The sequence below is a fragment of the Dactylosporangium thailandense genome, from assembly GCF_059739745.1.
Genome location: NZ_AP029195.1, coordinates 268,776 through 284,010, shown reverse-complemented (window position 1 = coordinate 284,010; position 15,235 = coordinate 268,776). Strand labels below are relative to the sequence as shown.

The 15,235-nt window shown below is 71.9% G+C and carries 12 protein-coding genes and 2 riboswitches; of the genes, 5 read left to right on the top strand and 7 right to left on the bottom strand.

What is annotated here, in order from left to right; genetic code table 11:
• The first annotated feature begins 47 nt into the window (after positions 1-47).
• Positions 48-896 carry a quinone oxidoreductase family protein gene (locus AC6JBM_RS01160; RefSeq protein WP_497986394.1) on the top strand — a complete coding sequence of 283 codons (849 nt, stop codon included), beginning with the start codon at positions 48-50 and terminating at the stop codon, positions 894-896.
• Here AC6JBM_RS01160 and AC6JBM_RS01155 read toward each other — a convergent pair.
• The 4 genes from AC6JBM_RS01155 to AC6JBM_RS01140 form a co-directional block, all read right to left on the bottom strand.
• Positions 837-2,069, bottom strand: coding sequence for a low temperature requirement protein A (locus tag AC6JBM_RS01155; protein ID WP_497981743.1), 1,233 nt, complete (start codon positions 2,067-2,069; stop codon positions 837-839). The two genes, AC6JBM_RS01160 and AC6JBM_RS01155, sit on opposite strands and share 60 nt — an antisense overlap.
• A gap of 10 nt (positions 2,070-2,079) precedes the next feature.
• Complete coding sequence (locus AC6JBM_RS01150) at positions 2,080-4,269, bottom strand: MMPL family transporter (RefSeq protein ID WP_497981742.1); 2,190 nt, start codon at positions 4,267-4,269, stop codon at positions 2,080-2,082.
• A gap of 16 nt (positions 4,270-4,285) precedes the next feature.
• Positions 4,286-5,686, bottom strand: a complete 1,401-nt coding sequence (locus AC6JBM_RS01145) for an L-serine ammonia-lyase (protein WP_497981741.1) — start codon at positions 5,684-5,686, stop codon at positions 4,286-4,288.
• A riboswitch (glycine riboswitch) is annotated at positions 5,678-5,779 on the bottom strand. Its footprint overlaps the gene before it by 9 nt.
• A 4-nt stretch (positions 5,780-5,783) precedes the next feature.
• A riboswitch (glycine riboswitch) is annotated at positions 5,784-5,874 on the bottom strand.
• Positions 5,875-5,907: 33 nt separating this feature from the next.
• Positions 5,908-7,077 (bottom strand): AbfB domain-containing protein, encoded by a 1,170-nt coding sequence (locus AC6JBM_RS01140; RefSeq protein ID WP_497981740.1) that lies wholly within the window; start codon positions 7,075-7,077, stop codon positions 5,908-5,910.
• A 192-nt stretch (positions 7,078-7,269) separates the two neighbouring features.
• Here AC6JBM_RS01140 and AC6JBM_RS01135 point away from each other — a divergent pair, with 192 nt between their 5' ends.
• Entirely contained in the window at positions 7,270-8,103 is an 834-nt protein-coding gene (locus tag AC6JBM_RS01135; RefSeq protein WP_497981739.1) for an LLM class flavin-dependent oxidoreductase, read from the top strand.
• Here AC6JBM_RS01135 and AC6JBM_RS01130 read toward each other — a convergent pair.
• Both AC6JBM_RS01130 and eda read right to left on the bottom strand, forming a co-directional pair.
• On the bottom strand, positions 8,100-9,206 hold the full coding sequence (locus AC6JBM_RS01130) for a sugar kinase (RefSeq protein ID WP_497981738.1): 1,107 nt from the start codon (positions 9,204-9,206) through the stop codon (positions 8,100-8,102). The two genes, AC6JBM_RS01135 and AC6JBM_RS01130, sit on opposite strands and share 4 nt — an antisense overlap.
• Positions 9,203-9,850 (bottom strand): bifunctional 4-hydroxy-2-oxoglutarate aldolase/2-dehydro-3-deoxy-phosphogluconate aldolase, encoded by a 648-nt coding sequence (eda, locus tag AC6JBM_RS01125; protein ID WP_497981737.1) that lies wholly within the window; start codon positions 9,848-9,850, stop codon positions 9,203-9,205. Before eda ends, AC6JBM_RS01130 begins: the two co-directional genes overlap by 4 nt.
• A gap of 29 nt (positions 9,851-9,879) precedes the next feature.
• On the opposite strand from eda, the gene AC6JBM_RS01120 reads away from it, so the two are divergent.
• On the top strand, positions 9,880-10,623 hold the full coding sequence (locus tag AC6JBM_RS01120) for an IclR family transcriptional regulator (RefSeq protein ID WP_497981736.1): 744 nt from the start codon (positions 9,880-9,882) through the stop codon (positions 10,621-10,623).
• Positions 10,624-10,783: 160 nt separating this feature from the next.
• Here the strand turns inward: AC6JBM_RS01120 and AC6JBM_RS01115 are convergent, their stop codons facing one another.
• On the bottom strand, positions 10,784-12,019 hold the full coding sequence (locus AC6JBM_RS01115; RefSeq protein WP_497981735.1) for an ROK family transcriptional regulator: 1,236 nt from the start codon (positions 12,017-12,019) through the stop codon (positions 10,784-10,786).
• Between the two features lie 305 nt (positions 12,020-12,324).
• On the opposite strand from AC6JBM_RS01115, the gene mmsA reads away from it, so the two are divergent.
• Both mmsA and mmsB read left to right on the top strand, forming a co-directional pair.
• Positions 12,325-13,872 carry a multiple monosaccharide ABC transporter ATP-binding protein gene (mmsA, locus tag AC6JBM_RS01110; RefSeq protein ID WP_497981734.1) on the top strand — a complete coding sequence of 516 codons (1,548 nt, stop codon included), beginning with the start codon at positions 12,325-12,327 and terminating at the stop codon, positions 13,870-13,872.
• On the top strand, positions 13,869-15,167 hold the full coding sequence (gene mmsB, locus AC6JBM_RS01105; protein WP_497981733.1) for a multiple monosaccharide ABC transporter permease: 1,299 nt from the start codon (positions 13,869-13,871) through the stop codon (positions 15,165-15,167). Before mmsA ends, mmsB begins: the two co-directional genes overlap by 4 nt.
• Positions 15,168-15,235 lie beyond the last annotated feature (68 nt).

Sequence of the window (15,235 nt, the reverse complement as noted above, 5' to 3'; positions counted from 1 at the left end):
CCGAGTATCGCAGAGACTTCAACACCGTTGAAGTCTTGGGGGTGTCGATGGAAGCGGCGGCGGGACAGCTGGTCGTCCGCGTCGAGGCGGCCGGGGTCGGGGTCGCGCTCCGGCGCGTGCTCCGCGACGATCCGGGCGCCGACCCCGGCGGCGAGATCGTCGGGCGGGTCGAGTCGGTCGGGGCCGGGGTCGACGGGTTCGTGCCCGGCGACCGGGTCGGCGGGGTGGTGTTCGCGGGGGCCTACGGCGAGCGGGCGATCGGCGTGCCCGGGCTCGTCAACCGCATCCCGGAGGAGCCGGACGCGGGGACGGCGGTCGCCGTCGTGCGGGGCGGGCTGGTCGCGCTCGGGGCGCTGCGCGCGTCCGGGTTCCGGGCGGGGGAATCGGTGCTCGTGACGGCGGCGGCGAGCGGGGTCGGGCATCTGGCCGTACAACTGGCGAAAACCCTCGGTGCGAAGCGGATCGTCGGCGTGGCCGGGCCGGGCGGCAAGGCCGGATTCGTGCGCGCGTGCGGCGCCGACGAGTGCGTGACCTACGACGAGGACTGGGGCGCGCCCGTCGACGTGGTGCTCGACGGCGTGGGCGGCGACGTGCTGCGGCGCGGGACCGGCGCGCTCGGGCCGTTCGGGCGGCTGGTGGCGTTCAGCGCGGGCGGGGGCACGCTCGACGCGGGCGAGCTGCTCGGCGGGGGCCGCACGGTCACCGGGTTCACGGTCGGCCTGTGGCACTGGCTCCGGCCGGCGGTCGTGGACGGGTGGCGGGCCGAGCTGTGGGACCTGCTCGCCGCGGGCCGGATCAGCCCCCGCTACCAGGAGCTCGACGACCTCGGCGCGGCGCTAGACCTCGTCGCCCGCCGGCGCAACCTCGGCCGGGTCGTCGTGCGGACCGGGCGCTGAGACCCCGCTGACCCGGCGGTACGCGATGTGCCACAGCGCGGCGGCCAGCACCACGCCGAGCAGCCCCGCCGCCGGCAGCGGGCCGCCGAAGATCCCGGCCGCGAGGCACACGAGCACCGACGGCAGGCCCCAGCCCAGCACCCAGCGCCAGCTCGCCCCGCCGCGGGCGCCGATCAGCGTCGCGGTCAGGAAGTACAGGGTCGCGCCGGCGCACAGGACGAGCCGCGTCGCCGTCTCGACGTGCCCCTGCGGGTGGGCGGCGGCCGAGCCCAGGCCGGCCGCGATGACCACGATCGAGACCGTCGTCAGGTAGTGCGCGGGCATGGTGAGGCGCAGGGTGAACACCCGCATGCCGTAGGTCGGGGCGGCGCTCGGGCCGTAGCGCAGCGTGAGCCACCACAGCGCGACGAGCAGCCCGAAGCCGAGCACGACCACGAACCACAGGCCGCTGCGCCAGTCCTCGACCCCGGCGGCGGCGTTGACGAGCTGGGCGACCGCCTCGCCGAGCACGATGATGACGAAGAGGCCGAGGCGCTCGCCGAGGTGCGGCCGGTCGGGCCGCGCGGCCTCCAGCTGGTCCAGCCGCGCGATCTCGGCCTCGCGGTGGTGGCGGCGCAGCGAGCGCTCGCGGTCCCGGCGCTCCTCGGCCAGCAGGGCCTGCGGGTCGCGGGAGCGGGCGATGGAGAAGACGAGGTCCAGCGCGATGCCCGCGAGCCAGAGCCAGTAGCGGGTCGGGGTCTCGAAGCCCAGCGACGCGATCCACGGGATGACGCCGACGGCCTGCTGCACGCCGGGCCACTCGGTCACGATCCGGTTCTCGCGCTTGAACGAGTTGATGCTCAGGAAGCGGCAGTACACGTACGCGAGCACGAACGCGGCCGGCTGGTCGCGCTCGACGAGCGGGATCGACGCGGCCATCACCGCGATGCCGAACATCGCCAGCAGCATGGCCCGCTGGCGGGTGCGGATGCCGGTGACGTTCGCGTAGAGGGTGAACGCGGTCCACACGCTCCACATCGCGTAGTACGCGACGCCGAAGAGCAGCACCTTCTCCCACGTGATGTCCTCGTGCAGCAGGTGCGCCAGCTGGGCGACGGCGGCGACGATGACCAGGTCGAAGAAGAGCTCCAGCCAGGTCGCGTGGCGTTCCTCGGCGCTTGCGGGGGTGGACATGATCGCCAGATTAATCGACGGTGACCGGTTCCGCGGTCCGGGCGGGCGCGGCCTCGGGCAGCGCGTGCTCCCGCAGGCCGATGCGCGCGTGCAGGCGCCGCAGCGGGCCGGGCGCCCACCAGTTGTAGCGCCCGAGGAGCGTCATCGTCGCCGGTACGAGCAGGCAGCGCACCACCGTCGCGTCGATCACGACCGCGGTGAGCAGCCCGAGCCCGACCTGCTCGATCTGGCCGAGATCGGCCGCGGCGAAGCAGGCGAAGACCACGACCATGAGCAGCGCGGCGGAGGTGATGATCCGGCCGGTGTGCTGCAGGCCGCGGCGCACGGCGGTGTCGGTGTCGTCGCCGCGCCCGACGTACTCCTTGATCCGCCCCAGCAGGAAGACCTCGTAGTCCATCGAGAGCCCGAACGCGAACGCGAACACGATCACCACGACGAACGGGTCCAGCCCGCCGACGGTGAGCGTGTGCAGGACCCCGGATCCCCAGCCGTGCTGGAACACGGCGACCATCACGCCGAACGTGGCCCCGAGGGACACGACGTTGGCCAGCACGGCCTTCACGGGTACGACCAGTGACCCCGTCATCGCGAACAGCAGCAGCACCATCGCCACGAGCGTCACCGCCACGGCGCCGGGCAGGTCCTCGACGATGAGCCCGACCAGGTCGATGAGGATCGCGGCGTCGCCGACCACCCACGACTGCACCCCGGCGGGCCGGTCGGCGCGCAGCCGGTGCACGAGACCCTGGGCCGCGTCGTCCTCGTTTCCGCCGCGCAGGGCGAGATCGACCGTCGCGACCCCCGGGCCGGCGGCCTTGGCGGGCTGCACGCCGGCCACCGCCGGGTCGGACGCCCACCTGGCGGCATACGTGTCGAGCGATGCGGCATCGGTACGGGCCACGACGGTCACCACCGGCCGGTACGCGCGGCCGAAGCGCGACCCGAGCTCGTCGGCGACGCGGGCCGACTCGATGCTGCGCGGCACGCCCTCGAGCCGGGGCAGCTTGAGCGTGAGCCCGAGCAGCGGCGACCCGGCGGCGAGCAGCACCACGGCGGTGCCGAGCGCGATGAGCACCGGGCGGCGCTGGACGAATCTCGACAGGCTCGCGAAGAATCCCCGCTCGTCGTCCTGGACGGTGACCCTCTTCGCGCGGGGCTTGATGCGCTTGTGGAACAGGCCGATGAGCGCCGCGGTGAACGTCAGTGCGGCCAGCATCGCGACGACGGCGATCGACACGCCCCCGGCGCCGAGCGCGCCGAGCTGGTGGATCGAGAACATCATGAGGCCGGAAAGGGCCGCGGCGACGGTGAGCGCGCTGAAGAAGATGGTCCGCCCGGCGGTCGCCCAGGCCCGGCCGATCGCCTCCGGGGGCTCGAAGCCGGCCGCGACCTCCTCCCGGTAGCGGGCCACGAGCAGCAGCCCGTAGTCGATCGACAGGCCGAGACCGAGCAGCGTGACCACGGTGACGACGTTCTGGTCGAGGTCGCTGACCCGGCTGAACACCCACAGCAGGGGCATGGCCGCGGCCACCGACACGACGGCGGCGAGCACCGGCAGACCGGCCGCGACCAGGCCGCCGAAGACGAACACGAGCACGATGAGGGTGAGCGGCAGCGAGATCAGCTCGGCCCGGCCGAGGTCGCGCTTCTGGGCCCCGCGCACCTCGGCGTTGAGCACCGGGTTGCCGCCGACCTCGACCGTCGCGTCCGGCACTCCCGCCGCGGCCAGGTCGGCGTCGAGCCGGTGCAGCCGGGTGCGCAGGGTGTTCAGCACGGTGTCGCGCTCGCCGATGTCGAGCTTGGCGAGGGTCGCGACGAGCAGCAGGCCGTGCCCGTCGGCGGCCAGGTAGGCGGGGGCCTTCGCGGCCGGCACCGAGAACGGGGTGTCGACCGCGGTGACGCCGGTCGACCCGGCCAGGTCGGCGGCCGCGGCGCCGACGGCGGTGCGGACGGCCGGGGCCTGCGGGTCGACGTGGTCGACGAGGCCGATGACGGTGCCGCTGGAGTCGTTGCCGGTCGCGATGGCGTCCAGCCCGTCGATCGACTCGACGTGCCTGGGGTTGCTCGCGTCCGCGATCGCGCTGAAGACCGGCCCGAACGTGAGGCCGCCGAGCACGACCACCACCAGCCACACCCCGATCACCGACCAGCGGTGCCGGAAGCAGAACCGGCCGATCCTCGCCATCACGCCGAGCGCCATAGCGCACAGCTTCGCATCAGCACTCGATCACGGTGACGGCAAGGCCTCCCCGGGCGGTCTCCTTGTACTTCACCGACATGTCCCGCCCGGTCTCCCGCATGGTGCGCACGACCTTGTCGAGGGTGACGTGGTGCGCGCCGTCGCCGTTGAGCGCGAGCCGGGCCGCGTTGACCGCCTTGACGCTCGCGATCGCGTTGCGCTCGATGCACGGGATCTGCACCAGGCCGCCGACCGGGTCGCAGGTCAGGCCGAGGTTGTGCTCGAGGCCGATCTCGGCCGCGTTCTCGACCTGGCCGGGCGCGCCCCCGAGGGCCTCGCAGAGCCCGGCGGCGGCCATCGCGCAGGCGGAGCCGACCTCGCCCTGGCACCCGACCTCGGCCCCGGAGATGGACGCGTTGCCCTTGATGATGATCCCGACGGCCGCGGCGGCGAGCAGGAACCGGACCACGCCGTCGTCGTCGGCGCCCGGGACGAAGCGGCCGCTTTTCGGAAATACCGCGTAGTGCAGGACGGCCGGGATGATGCCGGCCGCGCCGTTGGTGGGGGCGGTGACGACCCGCCCGCCGGACGCGTTCTCCTCGTTGACGGCCAGCGCGTAGAGGTTGAGCCAGTCCATGACGTGCAGCGGATCAGATATATCCGATTTTTCGCATAGATCCCTGTAGAGCCGTGGCGCTCGCCGACGCACCTTGAGCCCGCCCGGCAACACGCCGTCCGGACGCGTGCATCCGCTGCGCACACACTCCTGCATGACCGCCCAGATGTGGAGCAGCCCGGCGCGGACCTCGGCCTCCGAGCGCCAGGACAGCTCGTTGGCCAGCATCACGTCGGAGATCGAGCGGCCCTCGCAGTGCGCGAGCAGCTCGGCGCCGGTGGTGAACGGGAACTTGACCGGCACGTCGGCCTCGGCGACGGCGCCGTCCGGGCCGACCACGAAGCCGCCGCCGACGGAGAAGTAGGTGCGGGTGAGCAGCTCCTCGCCGGCCTCGGTCCAGGCCGTGAAGCGCATGCCGTTCGGGTGCTCGGGGAGGCTGCGGCGGCGGTGCAGCACCAGGTCGGCGTCGGCGCTGAAGGGGATGTCGTGCTCGCCCAGCAGCGCGATCCGCCCGTCGGACGCCACCTCGGTCCCGGTGTCCACGGTCGCCGGGTCCTCGCCCCGCAGGCCCAGGACGACCGCCCGGGCCGAGCCGTGGCCGTGGCCGGTCGCGCCGAGGGAGCCGAAGAGCTCGGCCTTGACGCGACCGGTGCGCGGCAGGAGCCCGGCCTCGGCCAGGCGGACGGCGAAGCGGCGGGCGGCGCGCATCGGCCCGACCGTGTGCGAGGAGGACGGGCCGATGCCGATGGAGTACAGGTCGAACGCGCTGAGCGTCACGGGAGGCTCCCTGTTGTCGAGGGTCGAGCCTCCCCGCTCTGTCATCGAATGCCTGAGAGCTTCACCGGCACGGCCGCCCGTAGGGTGGCCGGCGGTTTGCACCGTGGGCGCGGGACGCGGCGTCCCGGCTTTCCAGAGTCGCCTTCCCGCGGCGGTACGTGGGCCTGAGAGATTCCCGGGGAGGAGTTGCTCCTTCGGCGCCCCGTTTCCAGGGACTCTCCCGTCGCGGGTCGAGCAGCGCGTATGCGGTTGTCGGGCCGACCGTACTACGGGGCCCACGGCGCGGCAACGGCCCACGTGATGTCGGGAACCAGGCTGCCGGCGGTGTCCCGGGCCGCGGTGCCGCCGGGCGTGGCCAGCCACAGCTCCGCGTTGATGTGGCGCAGGTAGGAGCCGGGGAAGTTCCAGGACGCCAGCCGCACCCCGCCGGGGGCCGTCTTCGCGCACCAGGTCGCGTCCGCGCGGGTCAGGGCCGTGCCGTCGTCGGCGCTGATCTTCACGCGGCCGTTCTGGTGGCGCAGGTAGTAGCCCGGGTAGTTGCGCGACTGGAGGGAGTAGCACCCGCCCGCGAGGCCGGGCACCACGCGCCAGGTGGCGTCCTGCTTGAGCAGCTGGTCGCTGGAGGAGGACACGTTCTCGGTGTACCCGAGGCCGTTCATGTGGCGGACGTACCGCGTCGTGCAGCACGCCGTCGTGGCCCGCAGCGAGATGGAGGAGCCGGACGGCAGCGTGGTCGCGGCCCCGTCGTCGCCGGCCGAGCCGGGCACGGCGGCCAGGGCCGAGGCCCAGCGCACGGCCATCTTGTCGTAGCCGGCGCGGGTCGGGTGCACCCCGTCGGCGAGGTCGCCGGTGCCCAGCGCGGCGTGCATGTCGACGAAGTGGACCTTGGCGCCCTTGCCGGCCACGATGCCGGGGATGGTGGCGTTGAACGCGTTCGCGGCCGACTCCCGCCCGGCGTCGGCCAGCGGGATGATCGAGGCGACGAAGACGTCGGCGCCGGGCGCGGCCGCGCGCACGTGGTCGACGAGCGCGGACAGGCGCGCGGGCGCGTTGCCGAGGTCGTAGTTCTGCACCACGTCGTTGGTGCCCAGGTGGATGAGCACGCTGCGGGGCGCGGTGGACGACACCCAGGCGCTCGCGTTCGCGTCCACCTGGTCGATGCGCCAGCCGGGGTGGCCCTCGTGGTCGTGGTCGGGCAGGTCGGCGGGGCCGTTGAACTGGGAGCCCACGAAGTCGACGGGGTGGCCGGCGCCGGCCAGGGCGCGCCACAGGTTGATGCGGTAGCCGCCGGGCACGTTGAAGCCGTCGGTGATCGAGTCGCCGAGGGGCAGGATGCGCACCCCGCCGTTGGACTCGGCGTGGGCGGCGGAGGGCGCGGCGAGGAGCGCGGCGACGGTGGCGGCCGTCGCGGCTAGGGCGGTGAGCAGTCGACGCATGAGCCTGAAGGTATGTGTCGGTTTCATTGTTGTACATGTTTGGATTTTGTGGGTCTGGTACAGTCGGCCTTGGAACTCCGCATTCCGCGCCCCAGAGATACGTCGCAGAACGGGCGCGGGACCCCGCCGCAGTCGCGGGGAGGAGGTGGCGACAGCACTGTCCGCTGCCCACCTTGCTTCTGGGAGTACCACATGGAAATCGGTCTCGGCCTGCCCGTCAGCGACCCCGCGCGCCTGCCCGAGTGGGGCCGCCGCGCCGAGGCGGCCGGCTTCGCCACCGTCGCCCTGCTGGACCGGCTCGCCTACGACAACCCCGAGCCGCTCGTCGCGCTGGCCGCCCTGGCCGGCGCCACCACCCGCATCCGGCTGCAGACCGAGGTGCTGCTCGCCCCGCTGCGCGGCACCGCGCTGCTGGCCAAGCAGGCCGCGACCCTGGACCGCATGTCGGGCGGGCGCCTCACGCTCGGCGTCGGCATCGGCGGCCGCGACGACGACCACGCCGCCGCGGGCGTCCCCCTCGACCGCCGCGGCGCGATCATGGACCGGATGCTGACGGACCTGGCGGCCATCTGGTCCGGATCGCCGTACCCGCTCGCGCCGATCGGCCCCTCCCCCGTCACGCCGGGCGGCCCGCCGCTGCTCATCGGCGGGTTCGCGCCGCCCGCGCTGGCCCGGGTCGCCCGCTACGGCGCCGGGTTCCTGTGTGCCGCGCCGCTGCAGTGGGCCGGCGGCCTCGTGCGCACCGTGCGGGACCAGTGGGCCGAGGCCGGCCGGCCCGGTCGCCCGCGGCTGGTCTGCCAGCTCAACGCCGCGGCCGGCTCGCCGGAGTCGATCGCCGGGGCCCGCTCGGCGGTCGCGGCGTACTACGCGTTCACCGGCCGCGAGGGCTGGGGCGACCCGATCTCGGACCCGAAGCAGCTCGCCGACACCGTTGCCGCCTACCGCGACTTCGGCGCCGACGAGCTGGTCCTCTACTGCTGGGGCGACGACCCTGCGCAGATCGAGATCCTGGCTTCTTTGCTTTAGCGCTGCACCCGCGCGCCGGCCCCGGCGACGAGCGCCTCGACCTCCTTGAGGCTCGCCATCGAGGTGTCGCCGGGCGTGGTCATCGCCAGGGCGCCGTGGGCCGCGCCGTATTCGACGGCCTGTTGAAGGTCGCCGAAGGTCATCAGCCCGTAGATGAGGCCCGAGGCGAAGCTGTCGCCCCCGCCGACCCGGTCCAGGATCTCCAGGGCCGGGCGGTGGGTGGCCTCGGCGAAGTCCCCGCCGGACGCCGTTTTCCACCAAGCGATCGCACCCCAGTCGTTCACGGTGGCGGTGTGCACCCCGCGCAGGGTGGTCGCGACGACCTGGAAGTTCGGGTAGGCCGCGACCGCCGCCGCGATCATCGTGCGGAAGTTCGCCGAGTCCAGCGCGCCCGCGTGGATGTCGGTGCCGGGCACCTCGAGGCCGAGGCAGGCGGTGAAGTCCTCCTCGTTGCCGATCATCACGTCGACGAGCCCGGCCAGCCGCCGGTTCACCTCGCGGGCCCGCTCCTGTCCGCCGATCGCCTTCCACAGGCTCGGCCGGTAGTTGAGGTCGTAGGAGATCACGGTGCCGTGCCGGCGGGCGGCGCTCAGGCAGGCCTCGATGGTGTCCGGGGTGGTCTCGGACAGGGCCGCGTAGATGCCTCCGGTGTGCAGCCAGCGCACGCCCAGCTCGCCGAAGAGGTGCTCCCAGTCGACGTCCCCGGCCTTGAGCTGGGCGGCGGCGGTGTGCCCGCGGTCGGAGACGCCGACGGCGCCGCGGACGCCGAAGCCGCGCTCGGTGAAGTTGAGGCCGTTGCGGACCGTGCGGCCGATCCCGTCGTACTTCACCCATTGCACGAACGTCGTGTCCACCCCGCCCTGCAGGATCAGATCCTCCAGGAGCCGGCCCACGTCGTTGTCCGCGAACGCGGAGACGAGCCCGGTGCGCAGCCCGAAGCAGCGGCGCAGCCCGCGGGCCACGTTGTACTCCCCGCCGCCCTCCCACGCGCGGAACTGCCGGGCGGTGCGGATGCGGCCCTCGCCCGGGTCGAGGCGGAGCATGACCTCGCCGAGGGAGACAAGGTCGTAGCGGCACTCGGCGGCCGGCCGAACGGTGATCATCGGGCCTGCTCCAATGCGTCTCGGGTGCGGCTGGTGACGGCGGCCCAGTCGCGGGCGGCCAGCAACTCGGGCGCCACCATCCAGGTCCCGCCCACGGCCAGCACCGACTTGACCGCGAGGTAGTCGGCGAGGTTGGCGGTGTTGACGCCGCCGGTGGGGATGAACCGGACGGTGCGGAAGGGGGCCGACAGGGCCTTCACCATCGGTACGCCACCCAGCTGCTCGGCGGGGAAGAACTTCACGGTGTCCAGGCCGGCGTCCAGGGCCTGCATGATCTCGGACGGCGAGGCGACGCCGGGGAACACCGGCACGCCGTGCTCCTGGCAGCGCGCCACCACGGACGCGCTGAAGCCGGGGCTCACGACGAACTTCGCGCCCGCCTCGACGGCCCGGTCCACCTGGGCGGCGCTGAGCACGGTGCCCGCGCCCACGAGCATGCCGGGGCGCTCGGCCATGGCCCGGATGGCGTCGGCCGCGGCGGCGGTCCGGAACGTCACCTCGGCACAGCCCAGGCCGCCGGCGACGAGGGCGTCGGCCAGGTCGGCGGCGTCCGCGGCGTCCTCGAGCACGACGACGGGCACGATCCTCCCGGCCGCGATGGTTTCGACAACGGGGTGTTGTTCAGTATGCTGAACGTCGGTCACACATGTGACCATAGTGCACCGGAGGCCGCGTGACCACTCCCGTCAAGTCCGCCGACCGAACCCTCGACATCCTGGAGGCCCTGGCGACCGGCGGCCCGTCGACGCTGTCGGAGCTCACGCGCGCCCTCGACATCCCGAAGAGCAGCCTGCACGGCATCCTGCGCACGATGGCGGCCCGCGGCTGGATCGAGACGACGCAGACCCGGTTCCGGCTCGGGCTGCGGGCCCTGCAGGTCGGCGCGGCCTACCTCGACGCCGACGACACCGTGGGCCTGCTCGCCGGCATCCTCGACGATCTCGCCGCCCGCTTCGGGGAGACGACCCACCTGGGACGGCTGGACGGCGCGGACATCACCTACGTGGCGAAGCGGGAGTCGGTGCACCCCCTGCGCCTCTACTCCGCGATCGGCCGCCGCCTCCCGGCCCACGCCACGGCGCTGGGCAAGGCCCTGCTGGCCGCGCGCACCCCGGAGGAGGTCGACGCCCTGCTGCCCGACCCGCTGCCGGCCCTGACCCCGCACACGATCACGGACCGGGCCGCGCTGCGGGCCGAGCTGGCGTCGATCCGGGCGCTCGGCTACGCGGTGGACCGCGAGGAGAACACCGAGGGCATCGTGTGCGTGGCGCGCGTGGTGCCGGTGCGCGACCCGGCGACGGACGCGATCAGCCTGTCGATCCCGCGCACCCGCGTGTCGTCGTCCACAGTGGACGAGGTGGCGGCGGCGCTCGCCGAGGCCGTGGACAAGGCCTCCAGCGCGCGCCGGTTCCTCTAGGGCCTGTTTCACAACTGAGGCGGGGCTGCGGCGGGCCCAGATTTCGCCTGCGCGCACCCCGCGAAGGCCGGGTTACAACACCGGTAGCCAGGCCTCCGCGGGGCACACGCAGGCGAAATCTGGACTCCGCCTCGCTCCCACCCCAGTTGTGAAACAGGCCCTAGCCGGCCAGCAGCGCGGAGACCTGGGGCGAGTACGTCGAGTGCAGCACCAGCGCCGCGCCGCCGATCACGGCCGCGTCGTCGCCCAGCGGGGACAGGGCCACGTCCACGGTGCGGATGCGCCGGGCGATGGCCCGCTCCCCCAGCGCCCGCACCACCGCGGTGCGGAACTGCGACTCCACGTGCCGGATGCCGTGCCCGCCGACGATGATCAGCTCGACATCGACGATGTTCACCACGTTCACGGCCACCGCGGCGAGGCGCTCGGCGGCCCGGCCGATCACCGCCTCGGCGAGCGCGTCCCCCGCGGCGGCCGCCCGGCACAGGGCCCCGTGGTCCACAGTGGACGGTGACCGCCGGAAGGCCTTCGTGAGAGCGCTCTCACCGCCGGCCGCGAGCCGCCGGTGGGCGTCGGCGACGAGTGCCGCCGGGTTGATGAGGCTCTCGAGGCAGCCGCTGTTGCCGCAATAGCAGTCGGGGCCACTCTCCGTAACCGAGGTGTGCCCGAACTCGGCGGCGTTCATGGAGCCGCCCCGGTGGACCTGGTGGCCGAGCACGAGACCGCCGCCGACGCCGGTGCCGAGGAAGAAGTACGCGAAGTTCGCGACCCCCCGCCCGGCCCCCGCCCAGCGCTCCCCGATCGCCGCGGCGGTCGCGTCGTTGTCCAGCGTGACCGCCAGCCCGGTGGCGTCGGCGACCATCTGCTTGAGCGGCACCCGGGTCCAGTCCGACAGCTGCGGCGGCGAGATGACCTCGCCCAGCGACTGGTCGATCGGGCCCGGCGCGGCCAGCCCGACGCCGAGCACCCGCTCGCGCTCGACCCCGGCCTCCTGCAGAACCTCGCCCACGAGCTCGGCCATCGCCGCCGTGACCTTCACCGGGTCCATGTCGGCGGGGGTCGGGCGGCGGGCGGTGACCAGCGGCCGGCCCAGCAGGTCGACCACGACACAGGCCAGCTCGATCGGGTCGAAATGCAGCCCCACGGCCCGCCCGGCGTCGGCGTTGATGCGCAGCACGGTGCGCGGCTTGCCGCCGCTGGACGAGCGCGCGCCGTCCTCGCGCACGATCCCCTCGTCGATCAGCCGGCGCACGATGCCGGAGACCGTCTGCGGCGTCAGGCCGGTGTGCTCCGCGATCTCCACGCGACTCGTACCGTCGGCCAGCTGGATCTGATCCAGCACGACCGCCCGGTTGTACTGGCCGACCTTGGGGAGATTTGTCCCGACTTGCCGCACCCAGCCTCCCGCCTACGTACCGTTACCTACATGATGCCCTGCGCCGTTGACTTAGTAAAGCAATTAGATTTAGAGTCCGACACGCGCAGCTAACGCCCCGGACACGTGAGAGCGCTTCCCCGGCCGCTGCGATGGCGACCAGGGCACTAGATCATTGCCGGATTGTTACCAAGAAACGATCGGCGGGACTGGGCAGGATCGCCACACTGGAATAAGTTGGTCGTCACAACAAACCTGGCCTTGCGGCAGTGGTTCCAGCAGCCCCTCGGAGGCAACATGATGTCGGTGACAAGGGGGCTCGAGGTATGAGCACCGCACCGGTTCTGCTCGAGATGCGGTCCATCACCAAGGAGTTCCCGGGCGTCAAGGCGCTCAGCGACGTCAACCTGGTGGTTCGCGAAGGCGAGATCCACGCGATCTGCGGCGAGAACGGCGCCGGGAAGTCGACGCTGATGAAGGTGCTCAGCGGCGTCTACCCCTACGGCTCGTACAGCGGCCAGATCTTCTACCAGGGCTCGGAGAGCCGCTTCAACAACATCCGGTCGAGCGAGAAGGCCGGCATCGTGATCATCCACCAGGAGCTTGCCCTGGTGCCGCACATGTCGATCACGGAGAACCTGTTCCTGGGCAACGAGCCCCGGCGCAACGGGGCCTACGACTGGAAGGGCGCCAACCGCCGGGCGCACGAGCTGCTGGCCCAGGTGGGCCTGCGCGACGACCCCGACACCCTCATCAAGGACATCGGCGTCGGCAAGCAGCAGCTGGTGGAGATCGCGAAGGCGTTCGCGAAGGACGTCAAGCTGCTCATCCTCGACGAGCCGACCGCCGCGCTCAACGAGAACGACTCCAAGCACCTGCTCGACCTGCTGCGCGAGTTCAAGCGGCAGGGCATCACCTCGATCATGATCTCGCACAAGCTCAACGAGATCGAGGAGATCGCCGACTCCATCACGATCCTGCGCGACGGCAAGACGGTGGAGACCCTCGAGGTCGGCGCCGAGGGCGTCAACGAGGACCGCATCGTGCGCGGCATGGTCGGCCGCGACCTGGAGAGCCGCTTCCCCGACCACACCCCGAACATCGGCGAGGTCTTCTTCGAGGTCCGCAACTGGACCGTGCGCCACCCGATCTCGGCGGACCGGCTGGTCTGCAAGAACTCGAGCTTCAACGTCCGCCGCGGCGAGATCGTGGGCTTCGCCGGCCTCATGGGCGCCGGGCGCACCGAGCTGGCGATGAGCCTGTTCGGCCGCTCCTACGGCGTCTACCAGTCCGGGCAAATCTTCAAGGACGGCCAGGAGATCCAGCTCAAGTCGGTGGCCGAGGCGATCGGCCACGGCCTGGCGTATGTCAGCGAGGACCGCAAGTCCATCGGGCTCAACCTGCTCGACGACATCAAGACCTCGATGGTCGCCGCCAAGCTGTCGAAGATCACCCGCCACGGCGTCATCGACGAGGTCGCCGAGCACAAGGCGGCCGAGGAGTACCGCAAGGCCCTGCGGGTCAAGGCCCCCACGGTCGACGAGGGCGTCACCAAGCTCTCCGGCGGCAACCAGCAGAAGGTCGTCCTGGCGAAGTGGATGTTCACCGACCCCGACCTGCTGATCCTCGACGAGCCGACGCGCGGCATCGACGTGGGCGCCAAATACGAGATCTACGGCATCATCCAGCGGCTCGCCGACCAGGGGAAGGGCGTCATCGTCATCTCCTCGGAGCTGCCGGAGCTGCTCGGTCTGTGCGACCGCATCTACACGGTGTTCGAAGGCAACATCACCGGTGAGGTCCCCCGCAGTGAGGCCAACCCGGAACTCCTCATGAAGCAGATGACCTCTACGAAGAAGATGCCGACGCGATGAGCCGATTCAAGGACCTCCAGAAGAACCTGTTCGGGGGCACCACCTCGAACGCCCGTCAGTTCACGATGATCTTCACCCTCGTGGCGATCATCCTGCTGTTCCAGTGGCTGACCGACGGGCTGACCCTCAACTCCGGCAACCTGATCTCGCTGACCCAGCAGTACGCGTACATCTCCGTGCTGTCCATCGGCATGCTCATGGTGATCGTCGCCGGCCACATCGACCTCTCGGTCGGCTCGATCGCCGCGTTCGTCGGCATCATCGTGGCCAAGTCGATCCGCGACGGCGGCGTGCCGTGGTGGGTCGGCATCCTGATCGGCCTCGGGGTCGGCGCCGTGATCGGCGCGTGGCAGGGCTTCTGGGTCGCCTACATCGGCGTGCCCGCGTTCATCGTCACGCTCGCCGGCATGCTCATATTCCGAGGCGGCAACCAGTACATCGGCAACGCCGAGACGGTGGCGGTGCCCAAGGCGTTCACCCAGATCGGCGCCGGATACCTGCCGGAGTGGGGCCCCAACACGGGGTACAACAACAGCACGCTGATCCTGGGCCTGGTCGCGTGTCTGGCCGTGGTGTGGCGCGAGTTCCAGTCGCGCAAGACCCGCCGCCAGATGGAGGCCGAGCAGAGCCCGATGTGGGTGTCGATCCTGCGCATGGCCATCATGGTCGCCATCATCGTGTTCGCGACCCTGCGCTTCGCCGGCGGCCGCGTCGGCACCAGCTTCCCGATCTCGGGCTGCATCCTGGCCGTGCTGGTCATCGCGTACTCGTTCTACACCCGCAACACCGCGGGCGGCCGGCACATCTACGCGGTCGGCGGCAACGCCCGCGCCGCCGAGCTTTCCGGCGTGAAGCTGCGCCGCGTCAACTTCTTCGTCATCATGAACATGTCGATCCTGGCCGCGCTGGCCGGCATGATCTTCGTGGCCCGCTCCGGCGCCTCCGGCCCGCAGGACGGCCTCAGCTGGGAGCTCGACGCGATCGCCGCCGTCTTCATCGGCGGCGCCGCGGTCGCCGGCGGTATCGGTACCGTCAGCGGCTCCATCGTCGGTGGTCTGGTCATGGCCGTGCTCAAGAACGGCCTGCAGCTGCTGGGCATCGGCACCGACCGCGAGCAGATCATCCGCGGCCTGTTCCTGCTGCTCGCCGTCGCGCTGGACGTCTACAACAAGAGCCAGGGGCGGTTCTCGATCATCGGATCGATCATGCGCCCCTTCCGTCGGCAGGAGAACACCGATCCGGCCGCGCCCAACCAAGCCGGGCAGGAGTCCATCAAGGCTCCGGTCGGCGGCTGACCCACCCGCCGCAACCGCGGCAGACGCCCCTATCCCCAGTAACATCCCGAAAGAAAGGGCTTTACAAG